16 protein-coding genes are annotated in these 20,868 nt (G+C 73.3%); 7 read left to right on the plus strand and 9 right to left on the minus strand.

Translation table 11 applies throughout. From position 1 onward, the window contains the following. Nucleotides 1-27: 27 nt before the first annotated feature. Together FHS29_RS23465 and FHS29_RS23470 are read right to left on the minus strand one after the other, a co-directional pair. The gene (locus FHS29_RS23465; RefSeq protein WP_184693856.1) at nt 28-702 is read right to left on the minus strand and encodes a S1 family peptidase; all 675 of its coding nucleotides are present in this window, start codon (nt 700-702) and stop codon (nt 28-30) included. Nucleotides 703-744: 42 nt separating this feature from the next. Next, nucleotides 745-3,357 (minus strand): helix-turn-helix transcriptional regulator, encoded by a 2,613-nt coding sequence (locus tag FHS29_RS23470; protein WP_184693858.1) that lies wholly within the window; start codon nt 3,355-3,357, stop codon nt 745-747. A 159-nt stretch (nt 3,358-3,516) separates the two neighbouring features. On the opposite strand from FHS29_RS23470, the gene FHS29_RS23475 reads away from it, so the two are divergent. Further along, complete coding sequence (locus tag FHS29_RS23475; RefSeq protein WP_184693860.1) at nt 3,517-3,903, plus strand: hypothetical protein; 387 nt, start codon at nt 3,517-3,519, stop codon at nt 3,901-3,903. A gap of 137 nt (nt 3,904-4,040) precedes the next feature. Then, nucleotides 4,041-4,388, plus strand: coding sequence for a hypothetical protein (locus FHS29_RS23480; RefSeq protein WP_184693862.1), 348 nt, complete (start codon nt 4,041-4,043; stop codon nt 4,386-4,388). A 99-nt stretch (nt 4,389-4,487) separates the two neighbouring features. On the opposite strand, the gene FHS29_RS23485 is transcribed toward FHS29_RS23480, so the two are convergent. The 6 genes from FHS29_RS23485 to FHS29_RS23510 form a co-directional block, all read right to left on the minus strand. Further along, entirely contained in the window at nt 4,488-5,357 is an 870-nt protein-coding gene (locus tag FHS29_RS23485; RefSeq protein WP_184693864.1) for an LLM class F420-dependent oxidoreductase, read from the minus strand. A 69-nt stretch (nt 5,358-5,426) separates the two neighbouring features. Continuing rightward, nucleotides 5,427-5,657: a hypothetical protein gene (locus tag FHS29_RS23490; protein ID WP_184693878.1), complete on the minus strand. Its 231-nt coding sequence runs from the start codon at nt 5,655-5,657 to the stop codon at nt 5,427-5,429. An 89-nt stretch (nt 5,658-5,746) separates the two neighbouring features. Beyond that, nucleotides 5,747-7,276 (minus strand): serine/threonine-protein kinase, encoded by a 1,530-nt coding sequence (locus FHS29_RS23495; RefSeq protein WP_184693883.1) that lies wholly within the window; start codon nt 7,274-7,276, stop codon nt 5,747-5,749. Nucleotides 7,277-7,406: 130 nt separating this feature from the next. Beyond that, nucleotides 7,407-8,687 carry a D-alanyl-D-alanine carboxypeptidase family protein gene (locus FHS29_RS23500; RefSeq protein WP_312865062.1) on the minus strand — a complete coding sequence of 427 codons (1,281 nt, stop codon included), beginning with the start codon at nt 8,685-8,687 and terminating at the stop codon, nt 7,407-7,409. Nucleotides 8,688-8,821: 134 nt separating this feature from the next. After that, entirely contained in the window at nt 8,822-13,447 is a 4,626-nt protein-coding gene (locus tag FHS29_RS23505; RefSeq protein WP_312865063.1) for an HAD-IC family P-type ATPase, read from the minus strand. A 142-nt stretch (nt 13,448-13,589) separates the two neighbouring features. Then, nucleotides 13,590-13,802 carry an SHOCT domain-containing protein gene (locus tag FHS29_RS23510; RefSeq protein WP_184693887.1) on the minus strand — a complete coding sequence of 71 codons (213 nt, stop codon included), beginning with the start codon at nt 13,800-13,802 and terminating at the stop codon, nt 13,590-13,592. Between the two features lie 247 nt (nt 13,803-14,049). On the opposite strand from FHS29_RS23510, the gene FHS29_RS23515 reads away from it, so the two are divergent. The 3 genes from FHS29_RS23515 to FHS29_RS23525 are packed head-to-tail and all read left to right on the plus strand — an operon-like array spanning nt 14,050 to nt 16,851. Continuing rightward, complete coding sequence (locus FHS29_RS23515) at nt 14,050-14,661, plus strand: isochorismatase family protein (RefSeq protein WP_184693889.1); 612 nt, start codon at nt 14,050-14,052, stop codon at nt 14,659-14,661. Continuing rightward, nucleotides 14,658-15,893: an MFS transporter gene (locus tag FHS29_RS23520; RefSeq protein ID WP_184693890.1), complete on the plus strand. Its 1,236-nt coding sequence runs from the start codon at nt 14,658-14,660 to the stop codon at nt 15,891-15,893. The genes FHS29_RS23515 and FHS29_RS23520 overlap by 4 nt, the downstream gene beginning before the upstream one ends. A gap of 13 nt (nt 15,894-15,906) precedes the next feature. Continuing rightward, a complete protein-coding gene (locus FHS29_RS23525) occupies nt 15,907-16,851 on the plus strand; it encodes a LysR family transcriptional regulator (protein ID WP_184693892.1) in 945 nt (314 codons plus the stop codon). Here FHS29_RS23525 and FHS29_RS23530 read toward each other — a convergent pair whose 3' ends face one another. After that, complete coding sequence (locus FHS29_RS23530) at nt 16,852-18,279, minus strand: amidase (protein ID WP_281391702.1); 1,428 nt, start codon at nt 18,277-18,279, stop codon at nt 16,852-16,854. It abuts the gene before it with no gap. A 470-nt stretch (nt 18,280-18,749) separates the two neighbouring features. On the opposite strand from FHS29_RS23530, the gene FHS29_RS23535 reads away from it, so the two are divergent. Together FHS29_RS23535 and FHS29_RS23540 are read left to right on the plus strand one after the other, a co-directional pair. Then, a complete protein-coding gene (locus FHS29_RS23535; protein WP_312865065.1) occupies nt 18,750-19,556 on the plus strand; it encodes an alpha/beta fold hydrolase in 807 nt (268 codons plus the stop codon). Between the two features lie 10 nt (nt 19,557-19,566). Next, nucleotides 19,567-20,826 carry a PP2C family protein-serine/threonine phosphatase gene (locus tag FHS29_RS23540; protein WP_184693898.1) on the plus strand — a complete coding sequence of 420 codons (1,260 nt, stop codon included), beginning with the start codon at nt 19,567-19,569 and terminating at the stop codon, nt 20,824-20,826. The last annotated feature ends 42 nt before the right edge of the window (nt 20,827-20,868 follow it).

Below are 20,868 nucleotides of genomic sequence, written 5' to 3' on the forward strand. Positions count from 1 at the left end.
TGTCGACGCCCTGTGCTCGGACCGGGGTCAGACGCCCGCGGTGGAGCGGATCCAGGCGCGCACGGCAGGCACGCTGGAGTACTGCTGCGTCGAGGAGCCGTCGGCGGTGGACGCGACGCCGACCTGCTGGCCGTTGTACATCTGCGGGCCGCCCGAGTCACCGGACCACGCGTTGCCGTTGATCCGGCTGGTGCACAGCGCCTGGCCGCCGTAGTAGTCGCGGCAGATCGAGGTCATCCGCACGTTGGCCGTCTTCAGCTGCGGCGACACCGGGCCGCTGCGGCTGGTGTACCCCCACCCGTAGATCTGGTTGGTGGTGCCGATGGCCGGGTTGGTGTCGGCCAGCTTGGAGTACTCGCTGGTCTGGATGGGCGTGCTCAGCTGCAGCAGCGACACGTCGGCCGAGTTGTTGACGTACCGGCTCACCGAGCTGGGCGTGCCCTGGGCCCGGTAGACGTTGCCGACCCGGACCGTGAGGCCCGTACCGACGCAGTGCTTGGCGGTGAGCACCCAGTTCGGCGAGATGATGGTGCCGGAGCAGGTGAACGAGCCGTTGCGGTAGACCGCGGCCGCCCACGGGGCCGACGTCACCAGCGTGCCACCGATGATCATGGGTTCGACGCTGCCGCTGCTCGGACTCGCATTGGCCGGGGCAGCGGTGACCGCGCACAGCAGCGCGCAGGCAAGGATGAAGGGACGCATGCAGATCTCCTCGTCCACTAGGCAGGGGGGGACAAGCGAGGATCAGGATGAATGTCCGATTCCCGGGTCGGAAAGGGGGAATTCCCGGTCCCCTCGCAACCGGGCGGCGAGCTGCGTGCGGTTGTGCACCTCGAGCTTGCGGTAGATGCGGGTGAGCGCGCCCTCGACGGTCTTGACGCTGATGTTCAGTCGCCCGGCCACCTCCGGGTTGCTGGCACCCTCGATGACGTGCCGGGCGATCCGGGCCTCGAACCCGGCCAGCGCGGCGCCGTCGGGGGTGTCCCCGAGCAGCACCGCCACCCGGTCGGCCCACCGCGGCGCGCCGCTCTCGGTGAACACCTGCCGGGCCTGTTCGAGCAGCCTGCGGGACGCTCCCCGGCGTTTGCGCCGGCGTTCGAGGACGCCCAGCGCCACCAGGCTCCGACCGAGCTGCAACGGCTGGCGCAACTCCCGGTGCACCTCGACCGCGGACCCGAGGGACCGCTCCGCCCCGCGGTAGTCCTTGAGCGCCAGCCGGAGCAGGCCGTCCGCCCGGTCCAGCGACGCCGCCACGCCACGCCTGCCGAGGCGTACCGCACACGCACTGGCGCCACCGATCACCCCGGCGGCTTCGGTCAGCTCACCGACCGCGATCAGGGTCTCGGCCAGGTCCGGGCGGACCGCGAACACCGCAGGATCCACCGCGCCCATGTCCAGTTCGAGCTTGCCGGCCCGGCGCAACGGCCCGAGCGCGGCCTCCGGGTTGCCCGCGCCCAACGCCGCCAGCCCCTGGGCGTGCAGGTTGCGCACGAGGAAGGAGTAGTCGCCGTCCGACTCGGCGCGGCCGGCTCCCCGACGCGCGAGGGCGTCCGCCACCACCGGGTCGCCGCCGTACGCCTCGGCCAGCGCCGCCCCGTAGCACGCCAGCGCGAGGTCGGACCCCATGGTCTCGGCCAGTCGCAGGCACTCCGTGGCCCGGCGCAGCGCGCTGCCGCACCGCCCCATCGCGACCCACACCTCGATCGCGGCCCACGTCATGCCGACCACCTCGGACAGCAGGCCCCGGTCGCCGGCGTGGTCGAGCAAGGCCGTGAGGTGGTCCGACGCCGCCTGCAACCGGTCGGCGAACAGGTCCAGGCGAGCGGCCACCCACAGCGTGCCGTCGTGCGTGACCGCCATCCGGTCCGGCACGATCCTGCGCGCCAGGTCGAGGGTGGCGGTGGCGGTGGCGTCGCCGAGGGCGATCTGGGACAGCGCGAGCGAGCACAGCGACATGACCTCGGTGTGCACGTCCTTGGCGGTCCGGGCCAGCAGCACGGCGTCCGCGAAGTGCCGGGCGGCTTCCCGCAGGTCGCCGCCCAGCGCGGAGTGCACCGCGAACCGGTACTCCACCGGTGCCTCCAGGGCGGCGTCCCCCTTGGCGTGCGTCAACGCCTCCCCCACGATGCCGCCGGCGGCCGTCCTGGCGTAGCGGACGGCGTCGACCATCACCAGCTGGGCACGGACCCGCTGGGTCCTGGACACACCGGGCGAGCACAGCACCGCCTGCGCCAGCGAGGTCGCCAGGTCGTGCCAGCCCGCGCCCAGCGCGTCGTTCGCGGCACGCAACCGGCGCCCGGCCGCCCGCAGCGGGGTGCTCGGCGGGGTGCACTCGGCGGCGAGCCTGCCCAGCTCCGCGGCCCGCCCGAGCGCTCCCTGCCGGCGGACCGCACCGGCGGCCCGGAGCAGCAGGACGGCCGTGGACTCGTCGAAGCCGGTGACCGAGCAGGCCCGGTGCCGCGCCCGCTCCACCGGATCGGCCGCCAGTTCGGCCAACCGCGCGTGAACCCGGCGGACCTCGTCCGCCGGCACGACCACGGGTATCGCGGCGGCGACGAGCGGCTGCCGGAAGTGCACCCCGCCGTCGGGCTCGACCCGGACCAGCGGGCAGTCCCCGAGCTCCGCAGCGGCCCGCTCACGTCCGCAGTGGACGATCATGCGCAGGGTGGGCTTCTCCACCAGGCTCGCGACGAGCAGCGTGGTGCGGGTCGCGGCGGGTTGCGCGTCCAGCAGTTCCGCGACGACCTGGCGCAGCCGGGCCGGGATCCCGCCGGGTGACCTGCTCAGCTCGATGGCGTACAGCGGGTTCCCGCCGGTGAGCCGGACGTCGACCTGGCCGTGCCGGGCCATCAGCTCGGCGGTCACCGCAGCGGACAGCGGCGGCACCTCGATCACCTCGCCGCACCACCCGGCCACCGGCTCCCTGGCCGCGACGATCACCCGTGCGCCGGCCCTGGCGACCGCGTACGCCAGCACCTCCGCCGTGGCGTCGTCCACCCACTGCCCGTTGTCGACCGCGACCACCGGGTCCACCTCGCGGAACACGGTCAGCACGGCCTGCCGGAGGGCGAGCGGATCCGGCTCCCCGTGACCGCGCCGCAGCGCCCGGTCCAACGCCTCCTGCTGCGGTCCGGGCAGGTCGACCCGGACGTCACCGAGGAGATCGGCCAGCACCAGGTACGGGATCCGCCGATCAGCCTCCGCGGGGCAGCTGCGCAGGACCGTGCCGTCGGCCGGCACCACGGCCTCCAGCACGGCCGACTTCCCGATCCCGACCGGCCCGTGCAGCAGCACGCGACCACGCGAGAGCCCGGCCCGCACGGTGGCCAGCAGGTCGTCACGGCCGAGGAGATCCATATCGCCACCGACCGTACTGCCGGCCGCACCGACGCCTCAACGGTCTTCAGTCGGTCCCGGTCCCCCTGCGCGTCGTTCGTGCTGCTCAGGTCCGTGCCCGACCGGCGAACCAGTCACACTCGCTTGGAATCATGCGTCCGTTTGGCGCACACTCACCTCATGAGGGCCGGAAGCGACTACAGCCTGATGCAGGAACGCGCCCGCCGGAACGGTACCCGCGAGGTCGTCGGCGCCGCGCTGACCGGACCGCGCACGATCTTCCAGGACGACCAGGACCGGCCGCGCTGCCCGCACTGCGCGACCCGACTGCGACCGGGGATGGTCCTGAACGGCTGGTCACCCGGCCCTCGTCGGCGACAGCACTACTGCCTGGTGTGCAACGGTGGTTGGTCCGTCGTGAGCGATCCCGCCGAACTCGTCTCCGCCCTGGCCGACTACTGGTTGGCCCGCAACGGCCTGCACGGTGAGCTGCGCCTGGCGGAGTCCCGACTGGCGGCCCTGCACCTGGAGATCCCCCGGCAACCACCCGCCTCCGCCGCTTCGTGACCGAAGTGGCCCCGGGCACGCCGGTCGTGCGCCCGATACCGTGGATCCTCGAGCGCGTCGTGGTATTCGGGTGAGATTCGCCGTTGTGCGTCAGGTGACCTACTGGACCGCTTCCGGTTCGCGCGATCGTCCTGATCATGACGCTTCACCGCCAGTGTGTCGCTGCCGCCGCCGTGGCTCTGGTGCTGCGCGCGTACGAGGTGTGGGTCCGGCGTCGGCGGGACCTGTGCGTGGAGCTGTGCTGGCAGCTGCTGATCATCCACTTCGGACTCGCCTGCCTGCTCGTGCGCACCGTCCTGTTGGCCAGGCGGGAGTGTTTCGCTGCGCGAACGCCGGGTCGGGCACACCGGGCCGGGACGTGGTGGACACGGTTGGGCCTGGACGACGCGACGGAGATGGCCTTGGACGCCCTCGGCCTGCCCGGCGCCCTCGTGCACTACGCCGCGGTCGCCACCGCGGGCCTGGTCACGCGCCTGCGCCGATGACCACGTCACCGCTACCGGCGGACCCGTGACGTCCCGTCCGACGGTAGCTTTCGCGGCCGCGCCGGACGGGCGCCGCTCGGGGTCGGTCCCGCGGTCGGGTCACAGGTCTTCGAGCCGCGGCACGAGTGGTGCGGCGACCTGTTCCACCCAGGCGGCGGGAGCGTCGCCCGGCGGCACGACGATGACCGTGTCGATGCCCAGTCCGGCGTAGTCGGCCACGTCCCGCACGAAGTCGTCCAGGCCGTCGGCCGTGGGCGACGGCCGGTAGGTGAGGGTCTTGTCGATGGTGGCGAAGTCGCGCCCCAGCGCGTCGCAGTGCCCGCGCAGCACGTCGAGCTTGTGCCGCACCAGGTCCTTGTCGCCGCCGAACAGGTTGCACGCGTCGGCGTACTGGGCGACCATGCGCAGCGTCTTCTTCTCGCCGCCGCCGCCGATGAGGATCGGCGGCCTGCGGATCGGCTGCGGCGAGCAGAGGGTCTCCGCGAGCCGGTAGTGCTTGCCCTCGAACGGTCCGTTGTCCGCCGGATCCCACATCTGCGCGCAGATCCGCAACGCCTCCTCCAGCCGCTCGAACCGCTCCGCGAGCGGCGGGAACGGCACGCCGAGCCCGAGGTGCTCGCGCTCGTACCAGGCGGCGCCGATGCCGAGCTCCGCCCGACCGCCGGACAGCACGTCCACCGTGGACACGATCTTGGCGAGCAGACCGGGGTGGCGGTAGGTGACGCCGGTGACCAGCAGACCCAGCTGGACGGAGGAGGTGTGGGCGGCGAGGAAGCCGAGCGTCGTGTAGCCCTCCAGCATGGGGTCCGTCGCCGGCTGGAACCCGTCCATCTGGAAGAAGTGGTCCATCACCGACAACCGGGCGACACCGGCGGCGTCCGCCGCCTTGGCGACCGCGGCCAACTCGGGGGCGATGCCGGCCGGACCGGCGGGGACGGTGAACTCGATGACGTGGATACCCAGGCGCACCCGCCCAGCGTAGGAGCTGGAGCGCACTCCGGCACAAGGGCCGCGTCGGGGTGCGTACCCCCGGGCCGGCTAGTCGGCCGGGCCTCGCATGGTCAGGACCACCCGCAGCACGTGTTCGACGGCGGCCGGGAACACCGCGCCGCGCAACTCGCCGCGGGCGGCGAGGTTCCGGGAGGCGAACTCCACCATGCGGTCCGCGCCGACCCGCCGGACCACGAGCGCGGCCACTTCCTCCAGGTCGAGATCGGGGTTGTCCAGGCGGGTCAGCGCGAACTCGACGATCAGCTCCTCGTCCGTCACGTTTCCTCCCCCGGCCGCAGGCATGTCGGACCTGTACCTCGGGAACGTACCGGTGCGCCCGCCCCGGACGGCACTCCGTCCGCTATCCGCTAGCGGATCCCCTTGCACGCGTTGACGAGCGCTTCGCCGTCGGTGGCGATCTTGTCGCTCATGGCGAGGAACCCCTCACCGTCGCCCGTCAGGCCGTGGCCGAGCGCGGTGGTGAGGTCGGTCGCCAGCGTCTCCAGGGCCGAACGCACCTCGGGGTTGGTGGCGGCCCTGGTGGCGGCGGCGAGGGCGGTCGCCAGGTGCTGCACACCCGCCACGCCGGCGGTCCAGTCCGCGTTGTCCGGCAGCTCGTTGAACGCGGTGATGCCCTCGATGGCCTCGGCACAGCCGGCGGCCAACGTGTCCGGCTGCGGCCGGGTCGGTGCTTCGGTCGACGTCGACGTGGCCGGGGAGGCGGTGGAGGTCGGCTCGGAGAAGAACCCGGTCGCCGCGTCCAGGACCTTCCGAGGTCCGATGACGACGGCCACCAGCGCGGCGAGGAGGATCGCGACCCCCGCGACCATCGCGCCGCCCGACCCGCCGCGTCGGGTGTTCCGGACCGGTGGCGTCCGGGACGGGTGGCTGGGCCGGATCCTGGTCGTGGCGGTGCGATCGGACGTGGCGGTGCGATCGACCGCGGTGGGGTGGTCGATCGCGGTGGCGTGGCCGATTGCGGTGGGGCGGTTGACTGCGGTCGGGCGGTAGGCGGACGGGTGGTAGGCGTCCAGGGACGCGGCGAGCGGCTCCGGCAGCCACCGACCCGGCAGCGAGGGCCCGTGGGCCTGCTCCGCGACGTGCGCCAGGACCTCGGTCAACGACGGACGGTCGCCGGGTTCCTTGGCCAGGCAACGGATCGCGATGCCCCGGATCTCCTCGGGGCAGTCGTCGACGTCCGGCGGTTCGCCGAGGATCCGGAAGAACATGGCTTCCCGGTTGCCCTCGCCGAACGCCGGGCGACCCACCGCCGCGTAGACCGCCAGGTGGCCGAGCGCGAACACGTCCACGGCGGGCGTGACCGGACGTCCCCGCACCTGCTCCGGCGCCATGAACGCGGGCGTGCCCACGCTGGTCCCGGTCCGGGTCAGCGACGTGGCCGCCGCGGCGTGGGCGATGCCGAAGTCGATGACGCGCGGCCCGTCCTCGGCGAGCAGCACGTTGGCCGGGGTCAGGTCGCGGTGCACGATGCCGCAGGCGTGCACCGCCGCCAGCCCTTCGGCGACGCCTGCCACCAGCCGGAGGACCGTGGCCGGCGGGAGCGGGCCGTGCTCGGACACGGCCTGCCGCAACGACGGTCCGGGCACGTAGGCGGTGGCCAGCCAAGGGAGCGCGGCACCGGGGTCGGCGTCCACCACCGGCACGGTGCACATGCCCTGCACTCGCCGGGCCGCGGCCACTTCCTGCTCGAAGCGCCGCCGGAACTCCTCGTCCTCGGCGTGCTCGGACCGGACGACTTTGACCGCCAAGGCCCGGCCACCGGGGCTGAACGCGAGGTAGACCCGCCCCATCCCGCCCACACCCAGCCGCGCCCGCAGGACGTACCCGCCGACCTCACCCGGGTCGTCGGCGGTGAGCGGGGCGAATCTGCCGGACATCCCACTCCCCCGTGGTCACCGGACCTGAACGGTCGACTGCCCGCGGATTCTACGGCGTGACGACCCCGCCCCGTGGCTCCGCGACCGAACCCGTCCGACGCATCGCAGTCGGCGGTCCGGCCGGGACGGCTCAGCCCCGCTCGTGCTCGGGCCGGGCCGTTCTCGCCCGCCGCTTGCGCCAGTACACCGCCAGGGTCAGCGCCAGACCGGTGAAGGTCACGGCCGTGATGGGGCCGCCCACGGTGCCGAACGCGGTCGCGTCGGGATCACGGAGGTCCTGCGACCCCGCCGCGTCGGGCGGTGCGGCACCGAGGGGCTGCCCGACGGACGTGCCGGTGGGTGTCGGGTCGGACGACACGGCCTTCGCCCGGGGTGCGCCGTCCACCAGGTGTCCGACCGGCTGTCCCGAGGGCAACGCGAAGCCGTAGTCCAGCAGGAGCGCGGCTTGCGCCGACAGCCGGATGGGCTGCTGCGAGCCGCGCAGGAGCACCACGGCGAGCCGCCGCCCGCCGCGTTGCGCCGCCCCGACGAAGGTGTGCTGGGCGTCGTCGGTGAAGCCGGTCTTGCCGCCGAGCGTGCCCTCGTAGTCGGTGAGGAGCCTGTTGTCGTTGGCCAGCGCCACGGTGCCGTTCCCGTCGGCGGCCGGGAAGTCCACCGTCCGCGTGGCCACGGCCCGCGCGATCCGCGGGTGCTTCAGCGCGGCGCGGAGGATCAGCGCCATGTCGTAGGGCGAGGTGCTCATGCCGGGCGCGTCCAGCCCGGACGGCGACGCCGCGCGGGTGTCCAGCGCGCCGGAGTCGGCGGCCAGCGCGTTCATCTTGGCCAGCGCGGCGGGCACACCGCCGAGCTTCCGGGCCAGCGCGTGGGCGACGTCGTTGCCGGAGACCATCATCAACACCTCGAGCAGTTGCTCGACGGTGTACTCGCCGCCTTCGCGCAAGCCGACGCACGTGCACTCCTGCGCGATGTCCTCCGCGGTCGCCACGACGGTCGCGTTCGGGGGCCACTCCTTCACCACGGCCATCGCCAGCAGCAGCTTGATCACCGACGCCGGGCGCTGCCGGCCGTGCGGGTCGTGCCCCGCCAGCACCGCGCCCGAGTCCAGGTCGGCCAGCAGCCAACCGGCCGCCGTGATGTCGTCCGGGAGTCTCGGCGCGTCGGCGGGCAGCACCGGGCCGCACTCGCCGAGCCGGTCGCCGCCGACCGGCTTCTCGGGCACTGGCAGCGGAGGGGGCGGCGTGGCTCCCGGGGGGACCTGTTCGGACGTGTCGACCGGCGGGGGTGGTGACACCCGGTTGTCACACGGTGCGGGCTGCGCTTGTGCCGTGGAGGCACCGAGCACGGCGGCGACCGCCAGCGTGCAGGAGGCGAGCACCAGGGCGATAGGCCGTCGGACCGCGGAAAGGCGCACTCGGCACAGGCTATCGGCACCGCCCGGACGGCCGGAGGGGGACGGTCGCATCGCCGCGACACCCCTCGGAACGGCCACTCTCCGTAGCCGAAATCCGTCCGGCACCGACCCGGCGACCGGTCGGCGACGTCCGATCACCGGCTTCCGGCCGGCGGGGCCGGGTCGACGGGGTCGGCTTCGGTGGACCCGGCTCCGGCGGGGTCGGGCTCGGTGGACCCGGCTTCGGCGGGGTCGGGCTCGGTGGACCCGGGTTCGGCGGTGGCGGACTCGGCTTCGACGGGATCGGGCTCGACGGGATCGGGGCGGGCGGGATCGGGGCGGCCGGGATCGGGGCGGCCGGGATCGGGGCGGGCGGGATCGGGGCGGGCGGGATCGAGTTCGGCGGGGGTGGGTTCGCGCGGTCCGGTCAGCGAGGTGCGGGGTTCGATCAGCGGGGTCAGCACCAGGCCGAGCAGGTTCGCGGCGGTGGCGCTGGACAGGGCGATGCCCCAGCCGACCGGCCCCAGCGGCGTGCAGCCGAAGAAGTGGCTGACGCCGGGGGTCTGGATCACCGCCCCGAGCGCGGCCGCCGATCCGATGCCCGCCGCCAGCACGGACCGGTCCATCCCGCCGGTGATCAGGGTCTGCCCGAGCTGGGTGCCGACCAGGGCGGCCAGCGCCACCGTGCCCGCCCGCCGGGACCGGCCGGTGAGCCGCGCCGCGGTCCACGCGGCGGTCGCGCCCAGGGTGGTGGTGATCGCGCGGGCGGTGATGTCCTTGGTCAGGGCCGTGCCCAGGGACGAGCTGGGACCTTCCCGCAGCAGGTCGGGCACGGACTCGCGGTCCGGCCTGCTCAGCGCGATCGCCATGGCGGGCGCCAGGTCCGTCAGCAGGTTCACCAGGAGCAGCTGCCGGGCGGTCAGCGGCGACCGGCCGGTGACGGCCGAGCCGAGCACGCTGAACGCGATCTCGCCGAAGTTCCCGCCCAGCAGGATCGCCAGCGCCTCCCGCACCGACGCCCACATCGCCCGGCCCTCCACCAGCGCGGAGACGATCGTCTCCAGCCGGTCGTCGGTGACCACCAGGTCGGCGGCGGCGCGGGCCGCCGGGGTGCCGCGCCTGCCGAGCGCGATGCCGACGTCGGCCAGCCGGATGGCGGGCGCGTCGTTCGCGCCGTCGCCGGTCATCGCGACCACCCGGCCCAGCCGCTGGTAGCCCTCGATGATCCGGACCTTCTGCGCCGGGGTGCAGCGGGCGATCACGTCGACGGTCGGCAGCAGCGCGTCCAGCCCGGCGTCGTCCAGCGCCTCGACCTGCGCGCCGCTGACCACCGTGACCTCGCCGGGCCGGGTGCCGTTGACCTCGGCGGCGATCGCCTCGCCGGTGGCCGGGTGGTCGCCGGTGATCATGACGATCCGCACGCCCGCCTCGCGCAGCTTGGCCGCGGCGGGCGGCGCGCCGTCCCGGACCGGGTCCGACAGCGCGACGAACCCGAGCAGGGTCAGGCCCCGCACGTCGTCGGCGGCCACCGTGTCGCCCTCGAAGCCGGCGCGTTCGGCGACGGCGAGCACGCGGTGCCCCCGGCCCGCCAGCCCGCGCACCCGGTCCTCCAGGCGCTTGCGGCTCCGCTCGTCCAGCTCGCAGCGCGGCAGGACCACCTCCGGCGCGCCCTTCACGCTCAGCAGCAGCCGCTTCCCCAGCCGGCCGAGGGTGGCGTGGTAGCCGCGGGACGGCTCGAACGGCAGCGACTCGACCGGTGTCCAACCGCGCGCCCCGGTGGTCGGGCGGACCCGGACCCGCCGGGCACCTTCCAGCACCGCCCGGTCCGTCTGGTGGACCAGGTCGCACGGCTCGTCGGCCTCCGGTGTCGCCCGGACGGCGGCGGCCAGCACCGCGCGCAGCGGATCGTCCAGCGAGCCCGGTGCCGCGCCGCGCCGGCCGTCGTCGACCCGGCTGACGGTCAGCCGTCCCTCGGTGAGGGTGCCGGTCTTGTCGAAGCACAGCACGTCGACCCGGCCCAACGCCTCGATCGTGCGGGGGTTGCGGACCAGCGCGCCGTGCTCGGCCAGTCGCCGGGCCGCGGCCAGCTGCGCGGCGTTGACCAGGAACGGCAACCCCTCGGGCACGGACGCCACGGCGAGGTTCACGGCCGCGCCCATGCTCTGCCGCAGCGGCACGCCGCGCAGCAGCCCCGCCCCGGTGACCGCGACCGCCGAACCCAGCGCGACCGGCAGCGTCACGCGGGTCAGCTCGGCCAGCCGGGTCTCCACGCCCGTGGTCGGCGTGCTGCGCCGCGCCGCCGCCATGGCCCGCCCCACCTCGGTGGCGTCGCCGGTGGCGACCACCACGGCCAACGCCTCCCCCACCGCGATGGTGGTGCCCTCGTAGAGCATCGACGACCGGTCGGCGGTCTCGGCGGCCACCACCGGGGCCGGGTCCTTGGGCACCGGCAGGGACTCGCCGGTGACCGAGGACTCGTCGGCTTCCAGCCCGTCGCCGGTCAGCAGCCGGCAGTCGGCCGGCACCACGTCGCCCGCGGCCAGCCGCACCACGTCGCCGGGCACCAGCTCGTCCGCGTTCACCTCGCGGTCGGTCCCGTCGCGCAGCACGGTGGCGCGGACCGCCGACCGGGCGAGCAGACCGGCCAGCGCGCGGTCGGTGAACACCTGCTGCACGCTCCCGATCAGCGCGGACACCCCGACGATGCCGGCGACCAGCGCCGCGTCGACCGGGGAGCCCACCGCTGCCGAGACCGCCGCCCCGCCCGCGAGCACCGGCGTCAGCGGGTTCGCCAGTTCGGCCAGGAAGGCGCTGCCCAGGCTGGGGCCCACCGCCTGCCGCCGCTCACCGCGCTGCCGGCGGCGCGCCTCACCGTCGTCCAGGCCGTCCCGGCTGGAACCCAGCTGTTCCAGCACGGTGTCGACGGGCATGAGGTGCCACGGCTGCGCGGCGTGCCGCGCGACCGGTGCGGTGCTGCCGCGCCCCAGCCTGCCCGCCCGCCAGACACCGTTCACGAACCCGATGGCCGAAGCTCCGTTGACGGCCCGCGACGCGCCCTCGGCGGGCCGGCCGTTCCGCGTGCTCAACGTGCTCACCGCACCGATGCCGCTGGCGGCCTGCGCGAGCATGATCCCGTCCCGGTTCACCCGCCGCGCCGCCGACACCGCCTCCACCAGCAGCGCGACCGCCGCCAGGTCGTCGCCCACGATGAGGTGCGCGCCCCACGGCGGCGGACCACCGTCCCGGTGCACCCCGACGCCGCAGTCCGCCGAACCCAGCGCCCGCCGGTTGTCCGACACCACCATCACCACGTGCCCGTCGGCCTGGAACCCGCGCACCGCGCCCACCAGACCGCTGCCGGCCGGTACCACCTCGTCGGCGAACCGGTACCGCTCGCCGGAGCCGGCGACGACCACTCGCAGGCCCGCGTCGCGCGCGGCTACTACAACCGCGTCCACACCCGGTGTGGTCTCGACGTCGACGGCCAGCACGGCCTGCAACCGGCTGCCCTTGGCGAGCCCGAGCACGGCCGACGCGCCCCGACCGATCAGCCGGCGCTGCTCCCGGACGCCCGTGCGGCCCCGCACCCCGAGCCGGTCCACCGGGCCGATCGCCCAGTCCCCGTCCCGCCGCACGGCCCCCGCGTCGCGCGGGTCGAACAGCGCGAACGCCCGCTCGGCCGGCTCGGTGGTGTCGGTGTCCGGCAGCGGCACGAGGTCGCCGAGCACCGACCGGCCGGAGCCGAGCGCGGACTCGTCCAGCACCAGCACGTCCACCGCGTCCAGCCGGCGCAGCACGGACCGTTCCATCACCAGCGTCCCGCGCCGGGCCAGCACCCGCCCCAACTGCGCGGCGAACGCCGACCGGGACACCGACGGCGCTTTGGGCAGACTGGCGACGCCCAGCGCCACGGCCCGGCGCGGGCCGGTGAACGGCACCGCGGCGAGCCCGGCGACCGCCCCGGCGGCCAGCGCGCGCCGGGCGTACCGCTCGACCGGGCCTTCGGGGAACGGCCGCGGCCGTTCGACGACGATCGGGTCCGCCGCGGCGTCGTCCGGTCCGCTGATCAACCCGGATTCCGCGGCGCACCAGGTCTGCTCGTGCGCCTTGACCTCACGCCACTGCTGCACGCGCTGGGCGATGTCGAGCAGGGTTCCCTCGCTGTGGGACGCCAGCCCGTGCACGAGGGCGCCGAGCACGGAGGTGGCGGAGTCGGCCCGTTCCCGGCCCTGCAACCGGCCGGCGGCCAACTCCCGCAGCCGGGGGTGCAGGTCGATGGCGGCAGTGAGGGCGGCCAGCTCACCGGGCAGCGGTGCCCAAGGCGCGATCTTCGTGATGGCGGCCAGCACCAGTCCCGCGGCGTCGGCGGCGAGCGTGGTCATCAGCCGCGTGCCCTTGAGCCCGTCCGCGGGGTGGTGCAGTTCGTCCTCGACCAGGCGTTCGTCCTCGGTGGCGGGCTCGTCCTCGGCCCGGCGCACCAGGTCCACCAGTTCGGCGGTCGGCGGCGCGGGGTCCGCGACGGCGACGATCACCCGTGACGAGGGCGCGTTCACCCGCGCCCAGAGCACGCCGGGGTGTTCTTGGAGCGCGCGTTCCACCCGGTCGGTGACCTGCCTGCCCTGCGGCCCGCGCAGGCCGTGCGCCTCTATGTGCAGCCGCCCCGGACAGGACCACACGTTCCGGCGGTCGCGGCGCAGCAGGGCGTCGACGAGGCCGGTGCGTTCGAGCGGGGCGAGCGCAAGGCCGGCCAGTCCTTTCGCGATACCGCCAACGGTGCGCACAGGATCGATGCCCAGGAGTTCCACCGTGCGTGGTTTCCCGGGCACGTATGCGCTAAAGCCACCCGTTCGAGCTACACCATGGATGCCGTACACCCGACCGTGACGGCGTGGCGCAGCGGGTGCGTCGAGCGGGCTGACGTCCTCAGGAGGCCCGGAGCAGAGCACGCATCCGCTCGTACTCGTCCAGCGGTATCTCGCCGGTCGCCAGGCGCCGGTCCAAGGCGCTCATCGCCGCGCCGACCGGCCTGCGCAACGACAACACGGCCACCAGCACGGCGGTGCCGACCACCAGGAGTCCGACCAGACCCATGAGCACCACCCAGTCGACCTCCACCAAGACGTGGTACCAGAGCATCATCGCGTCCTCTCGTCGAGTTCCCGAGTCACCCCAGTAGGCCATTCGGAGCAACGCCGTCGCTGCGGCCGAAGGGCCTGACCCGACCAGGGACCAACGGCCTGCGGGGTCCTCGCCGGCGACGGTTCGGCGCACCCCGAGCGGACCGCACCGGCCAGGGCGGGTATAGACGATTTCAATATCAGCACCGGAGTTCGCCGTGTTAGCGTCACGAAACAATTCTTCGTGACGGCCGTGAAGGACCGATATGACGACCCCTCCCTGGATTGTCGATCCGGAGACCTGCGCCCTCCTCGTCATCGACATGCAGAATGATTTCGTGCGCGAGGGTTTCCCGATGGCGGTTCCGATGGCGCGCGAGCGGGTGCCGGTCATGCGGAACGTCATCGACACGTGCCGGGGCGCGGGAGTCCCCGTGATCTACACGCAGCACATCCTCTACGACACCTTCGACGTGTCGCCGCTGGAGACCGCGTACATCCCCCGGCTGCGCGAGGCGGGTATGCGCGACGGCAGCCACGGTGCGGAAATCATCGACGAACTCGCGCCGGAGCCGGGTGAGATGGTCATCCGGAAACACCGGTACGACGCCTTCCACAACACCCCGCTGCACAGCGTGCTGAACACGATCCGGGGACTGCGGCGGGTCGACACGGTGATCATCATCGGCACCTTGACCGAGGCGTGCTGCGAGTCGACGGCCCGCAGCGCGTACATGCACGACTACCGCGTCGCCTTCATCGGGGACGCGACCGGCGCCCTTTCCGATTCCGCGCAGGAGGCGACGCTCCGCTCCATCCGGGGATTCTTCGGCCGGGTGCTGCCCGCGTCCGCGCTCACCGAGGAGCTGGGCGGATGAGCAAGGACGTCCGTTACGAGCGCAGCGCGGTCACCCTGCTCGCGTTGGGCTTCGGTCTGGTCGGCCTCGACCGGTGGATCATCGCCCCGCTGTTCCCCGCGATGGCCGACGAGCTCGGCCTCGACTACCAGGACCTCGGCGGCATCGTCGGCGCGCTCGGCGTGGCCTGGGGCGTGTCGTCGCTGCTGATGGGCCGGTTGTCCGACCGTATCGGCCGCCGGAAGGTGCTCGTCCCGGGCATCCTGCTGTTCTCGCTGTGCACGGCGTTCACCGGACTGGCCAGCGGGCTGTTCAGCCTGATCGCCATCCGGTTGGTCATCGGGCTGACCGAGGGGGCGTACAGCCCGGCGGCATTCGCCGCGACCGCGGAGGCGTCCCATCCGAAGCGCCGTGGTCTGAACATGGGCATCCAGCAGAGCACGTTCGCGCTCTTCGGGGTCGGCCTCGGACCGATCCTCGCCACCCAGCTGCTCCAGGTGCTGCCGAGCTGGCACTGGGTGTTCGCGCTCCTGATCGTGCCCGGCGTCTTGCTGGCCGTCCTGCTGGCCAGGGTGATCAGGGAACCGGACGTGCTCGTCGCGCCCGCCCCGGTCGCGGCCGAGCGGCCGAAGTGGAGCCACCTGTTCCGGCACCGCAACATCCCGCTGGCCATCGTCGCCCTGTGCGGCACGATGACGTGCATCTTCGTGCTCAGCGCGATGGTGCCCAGCTACCTCACCGACTTCCTGCACCTGAGCACCGTGCAGATGGGGATGATCGCCTCGGGCATCGGATTCGGCGCGTTCTTCGGCCAGCTCGTCATCCCCGGCGCGTCCGACCGGATCGGCCGCAGGCCCGCCGTGCTGGTCGCACTGGTGCTGTGCGCCGCGCTGCTGGCCGTGTTCGCCGCGCAGGGCCCGGTGATGCCCGTGCTGTTCCTGCTGCTGTTCTTCGTCGCGTTCGGCGCGAACGGGTGCCTGGCGCTGATCGTGGGCGCGTTGACGGTGGAGTCCGTGCCGCCCGCGCTGACCGCCACCGCCATCGGGACCGTGATGGGCATCGGCGAGATCTTCGGCGGCGGTGTCGCACCCGTGGTCGCGGGCTACCTCTCGAAGCACTACGGCATCCAGTACTCGCTGTACCTGGCGCTGGGCGGGTTGCTCCTCGCCGTGGTCACGGCGGTGTTCTTCGTGGAGACCGCGCCGCGCAGGTCACGCCGGGCCGCACCTGCGGCGCGACACGAAGTGGTGTGAGACGGTGGACGGCATGGATTTGGAGGGAGTGCGGTCGTTCCTGGCTGTGGCCAAGCACCGCACCGTCTCCAAGGCCGCCGCCAGCCTGTACGTCACCCAGCCGACGATGAGCCTGCGCCTGCGGCGCTTGGAGGAGGGGCTGGGCTTCCCCCTGTTCGAGCGGGGGTGGCGCGGTGTCACGCTGACCCGCCAGGGCGCGTACTTCCTGCCGTACGCCGCCCAACTGGTCCGGGACCTGGCCAGCGCGTCGGAAGTGCTCGGCGAGCCGGGGCGGGAGGGTCCGCTGAGCTTCGCGACCGTCGCGCGGGACCAGGAGGACCAGCTCGTCGTCGGGGTGGACTCGTGGCTCACCGGCCGGATGACCGACGCGGTCGTGGACACGTTCCACGCCGCGGCGGGGCCGCACGGCTTCCGGATCACCAGCAGGCCGGCGCCCACCCTGATCGACCTGCTCGGACTGGGGCACGTCGACTACGCCGTGTTCTACTCGACGGGCACCGGCGACGCCCACCGCGCGCGGCCACTGCTGCGGGACCGGATGGTGCTGGTGCACCGCGCGGACCTCGTGCTGGACGGCGAGCAGGAGTCCGCCGTCCGCGAGGCGCTGTCCACGCACGACTTCCTGCTGTTCGACAACCCCGTGCTGACCCACCACGCGCACGTGACCACCCGACTGATCGACGACTACGAGCTCACCCGGTTCCGCGTGGTCGACGACCTCAACGTGATGCTCTCGCTGCTGCGCAAGGGCGGCACGATCTCGATCCTCCCGGTCAGCGCCATCCCCCCGGACCTGCGCGGCACGACGATCGCGATCACCGAACTGGGCCGGTTCCCGCCGGAGATCACCATCGACCTCGGCTGGCACGCGGGCAGCGGCCGGGTGGCGGAGGCCGGCGCGTTCCACGCGGCGATCGTCGCGGCGATCGACACCGCGCAACCCGCCGGTAAACGGTGATCAACAGCCGGGGCGGCGAATTGCCCGGGTCACGATCGCCGGTCGCCGTTGCCCGGTCCGCGTGGCCCGCTCGATGGCGTGTGCGAGCTGGAGCACGCCGAAGTCGTCGCCGCGGCGGCCCACGATCTGGAGGCCGACCGGCAAGCCGTCGTCGGTGAAGCCGAACGGCACCGACGCGGCGGGCAGTCCGGTCGCCGAGATGCACCAGCAGGCACGCATCCAGTCCAGGTAGGTCTCCGTGGGCACACCGGCGATCTCACGCGGGTAGGGCAGGCGGACGTCGAACGGCGGCACCTGGCAGACCAGGGTCACCAGGAACTCGTGCCCGGTGAGGAACTCGCGCATCCGGTGGTACAGCTCGGTGCGCGCCCGTTCCCCACGGGCGAGGTCCGCGCCGGTCAACCCCAGACCGACGCGCGTGTTCCACGCCGCGCTCTCGCCGACGTCCGCCGGCCGGTCGCGCAGCGTGTCCCCCAGGGTCAGCGCGTAGTACCAGGCCCGCCAGATGAGGAACGCGTCGTCGGCTGCGGAGAGGTCGGGGTGGCTGCGGCGGACGTCGCAGCCCAGTGAGGCCAGCAGGTCGGGGCCGGGGGCCAGGGCACGGGTGACGCGCGGATCGACCGGGAGGCCGCCCAGGTCGTCGGTCCACGCCACGACGACGCCGGAGAAGTCCCGTCGCAGCGGCCGCGCGAACTGCTCCGGGGGGACCGCCGACGACAGCGGGTGGCGGGGGTCGGGAGGGCTGAGCACCTGCATCAGCAGCGCCACGTCCGGCACCGTGCGCGCCATCGGGCCCGCCGTGCCCAGGGTGAACATGGGTGCCGCGGCGGGCCAGTTCGGCACGCGCCCGACGGAGGGACGCAGGCCGACCACGTTGCAGAAGCTCGCGGGGTTGCGCAGCGACCCGCCCAGGTCGGAGCCGTCGGCGATGGCAGCCATCCCGGTCGCCAGCGCGACGGCGGCCCCGCCGCTGCTGCCGCCACAGGTCTTGGTGAGGTCGTAGGGGTTGAGCGTGGGGCCGAACACGCGGTTGAACGTCTGAGAGCCGGTGCCCCATTCCGGCGTGTTGGTCTTGCCGAGGGTCACCGCGCCCGCACCCACCAGTCGTTCCACGACCAGCGAGTCGAAGTCCGGCACGAAGTCGGCGTGCACGGTCGAGCCGTAGGTCGTGCGGATGCCCTTGGTCTCGGTCAGGTCCTTGTGCACCACGGGCAAACCGTGCAGCGGGCCGAGCCGTTCGCCCCGCACGATCGCGTCGTCCGCGCGGGCGGCCAGCCGCTTCGCGTGGTCGACGGCCAGGGTCACGATCGCATTCACCGCCGGGTTGACCCGGGAGATCTGTTCGAGGTGGGCGTCGAGCACCTCACGGGCCGAGACCTCCCGGCCGACCATCATCGCGACGAGTTCCACGGCGGGCAGGAAACACAGATCGGCCCCGTCGTGCTCCGGGGTCTCTCGCCGGCTGGAACCACCCCCAGCGGCCGATGCCGCCCCTGTCTGCTCGCTCATGACGCTCCCGAGGTCTCGTCGCCTTCGACAGCGACGCTAGTACCGCAGCCGCAGGGTGCGATGTGTCAGGCGTTGTCGCTACTGCCCAGGCAGCCGCCGACGGCCACGGTTCAGACGGCGGACCCCGCTTTCATGACGGAAGCGCCGTCGGTAGCGGAAGTCATAGGTGACCAATGGTGTGCGGTCGGTCGATACGGGCGGACACCACAACCCGAATCAGTGCAAGAAATCCGACATTCGGGGTGCTTGGCCGCAAGGTCGTCGACCGGCTTCTCCGGCACGGTTCTTTTCCGCGCGTCACACGGCTTCCGGTCCAGCGCTCCGCTTCGACGGCGCGGGTAAGGTTGGCTCGGCCGGGAATGGCGACGCGGAGTGGCAGGGTGGGCCGAGTGGACGTGCGCAGCAGGAACAACGTGGTGGTGACCGGGCGGGATAGCGGACCGGTGGTGCTGCTCGCGCATGGTTTCGGCTGTGACCAGAACCTGTGGCGGCTGGTCGCCCCGGTGCTGGCCGAGCAGTTCCGGGTGGTGTTGTTCGACCACGTCGGCGCGGGCGAGTCGGACCTGTCGGCCTGGTCGCCCCAGCGGTACGCCACGCTCGACGGCTACGCCTCCGACGTCCTGGACATCTGCGACGAACTGGACCTGCGCGACGTGGTGCTGGTCGGCCACTCGGTGTCGGCGATGATCGCCGTCCTGGCCGCCAACCGGGCCCCCTCCCGGTTCGCGAAGCTGGTGCTGCTGACCCCGTCGCCCTGCTACCTCGACGACGGCGACTACCGGGGCGGGTTCAGCCGGTCCGACATCGACGAACTGCTCGATTCGCTGGACAGCAACTACCTGGGCTGGGCCGGCGCCATGGCGCCGGTGATCATGGGCAACCCGGAGCGGCCCGAACTCGGGGCGGAGCTGACCGAGAGCTTCTGCCGCACCGACCCGGCGATCGCCCGGGTGTTCGCCAAGGCGACGTTCCTGTCCGACAACCGCGACGACCTGCCCGGCGTGTCCGTGCCCACGCTGATCATCCAGTGCCGGCAGGACGCGATCGCCCCGCCCGAGGTCGGCCGGTTCGTGCACGAGCAGATCCGCGGCAGTGAACTGGTGACGCTGGACGCGATCGGGCACTGCCCGCAGCTGAGCGCACCCGCGTCCACCGCCGCGGCGATCACCGCCTTCGCGTCGGCGGACGCGCGGTGATGTCGCGGTGATGTGCCAGGCCGGTGACGACACCACCGACGGCCCCGACCACGACGACGGCCACGCCCGGCTGCCGGACGCGACCCCGGCGTTCTCGGCGCTGCTGGAGGACAGTGCCGAGGACCTCTACGAGCACGCCCCGTGCGGCTACCTCTCGACGTTGATGGACGGCACCATCGCCAAGGTCAACGCCACGCTGCTGGACTGGCTGGGGTACCGCCGCGACGAGCTGGTCGGCCGGCGGCGGTTCTCCGACCTGCTGACCGTGGGCGGCCGGATCTACCACGAGACGCACATCGCGCCCTCGCTGTCCATGCACGGCCGGATCGGCGGCCTCGCGCTGGAGCTGCGGGCGGCCGACGGATCCCGGCTGCCGGTGCTGATGACCTCCGTGGTCAAGACCGGCGTCGACGGCTCGGCCCAACTGGTCCGCACCACGGTCTTCGACGCCCGTGACCGGCGCGCCTACGAGCGGGAACTGCTGCGTGCCCGCGACCAGGCCGACCTGGAGCGCGACCGGGCGCAGAAGCTGGCGAGCACCCTGCAACGCACCCTGGTACCGCCCATCCTGCCGACCGTCGCGGGCATGGAGGTCGACGCCTACTACCACCCGGCCTCCAACGACGAGGTCGGCGGGGACTTCTACGACCTGTTCCCCCTGGCCGACGACACCTGGGGTTTCTTCCTCGGCGACGTGTCCGGCAAGGGCGCCGCCGCGGCCGTGGTGACCTCGCTGACCCGCTACACCCTGCGCGCCGCCGCCGTCTCCAACCCGGACCCGGTCGCGGTGCTGCACATCCTCAACACCGTGCTCAACCACGAGTACCAGGGCATCGACCCCCGCTTCTGCACCGTCGTCTACGGCCTGTTGACCCGCGAGGACGACGGCTGCACCGTCGCCCTGGCCAGTGGCGGGCACCCGCCGGCGGCGTTGCTCCGGGCCGACGGCACCGCCGAGTTCCTCCACATCCCGGGCGGGCAGCTGGTCGGTGCGCTGCCCGACGCCCACTTCGCCGGCATCGAGGTGCGCCTGCGCGCCGGTGACGCCCTGCTGCTCTACAGCGACGGGCTCACCGAGGCCCGCACCGGGGGCCGCGTCCGCCACAGCGAGGAAGAGCTGCTGGACTTCCTGGACACCGTCGCCCCGACCACCGCCACCGCCCTGGTGGAGGCGGTGAAAGGCCTGCTCACGAGTTTCGGCGACGGCGTCGACGACGACACCGCCCTGCTCGCCCTGAGCATCCCGTCCGCCGGGACCACCCGGCGGTGACCGACGGCTTCAGCCGCGGTAGCCGTCGTCCGATCCGAACAG

The sequence above is a fragment of the Saccharothrix tamanrassetensis genome (assembly GCF_014203665.1).
In the GTDB taxonomy this organism is placed as follows: Bacteria; Actinomycetota; Actinomycetes; order Mycobacteriales; family Pseudonocardiaceae; genus Actinosynnema; species Actinosynnema tamanrassetense.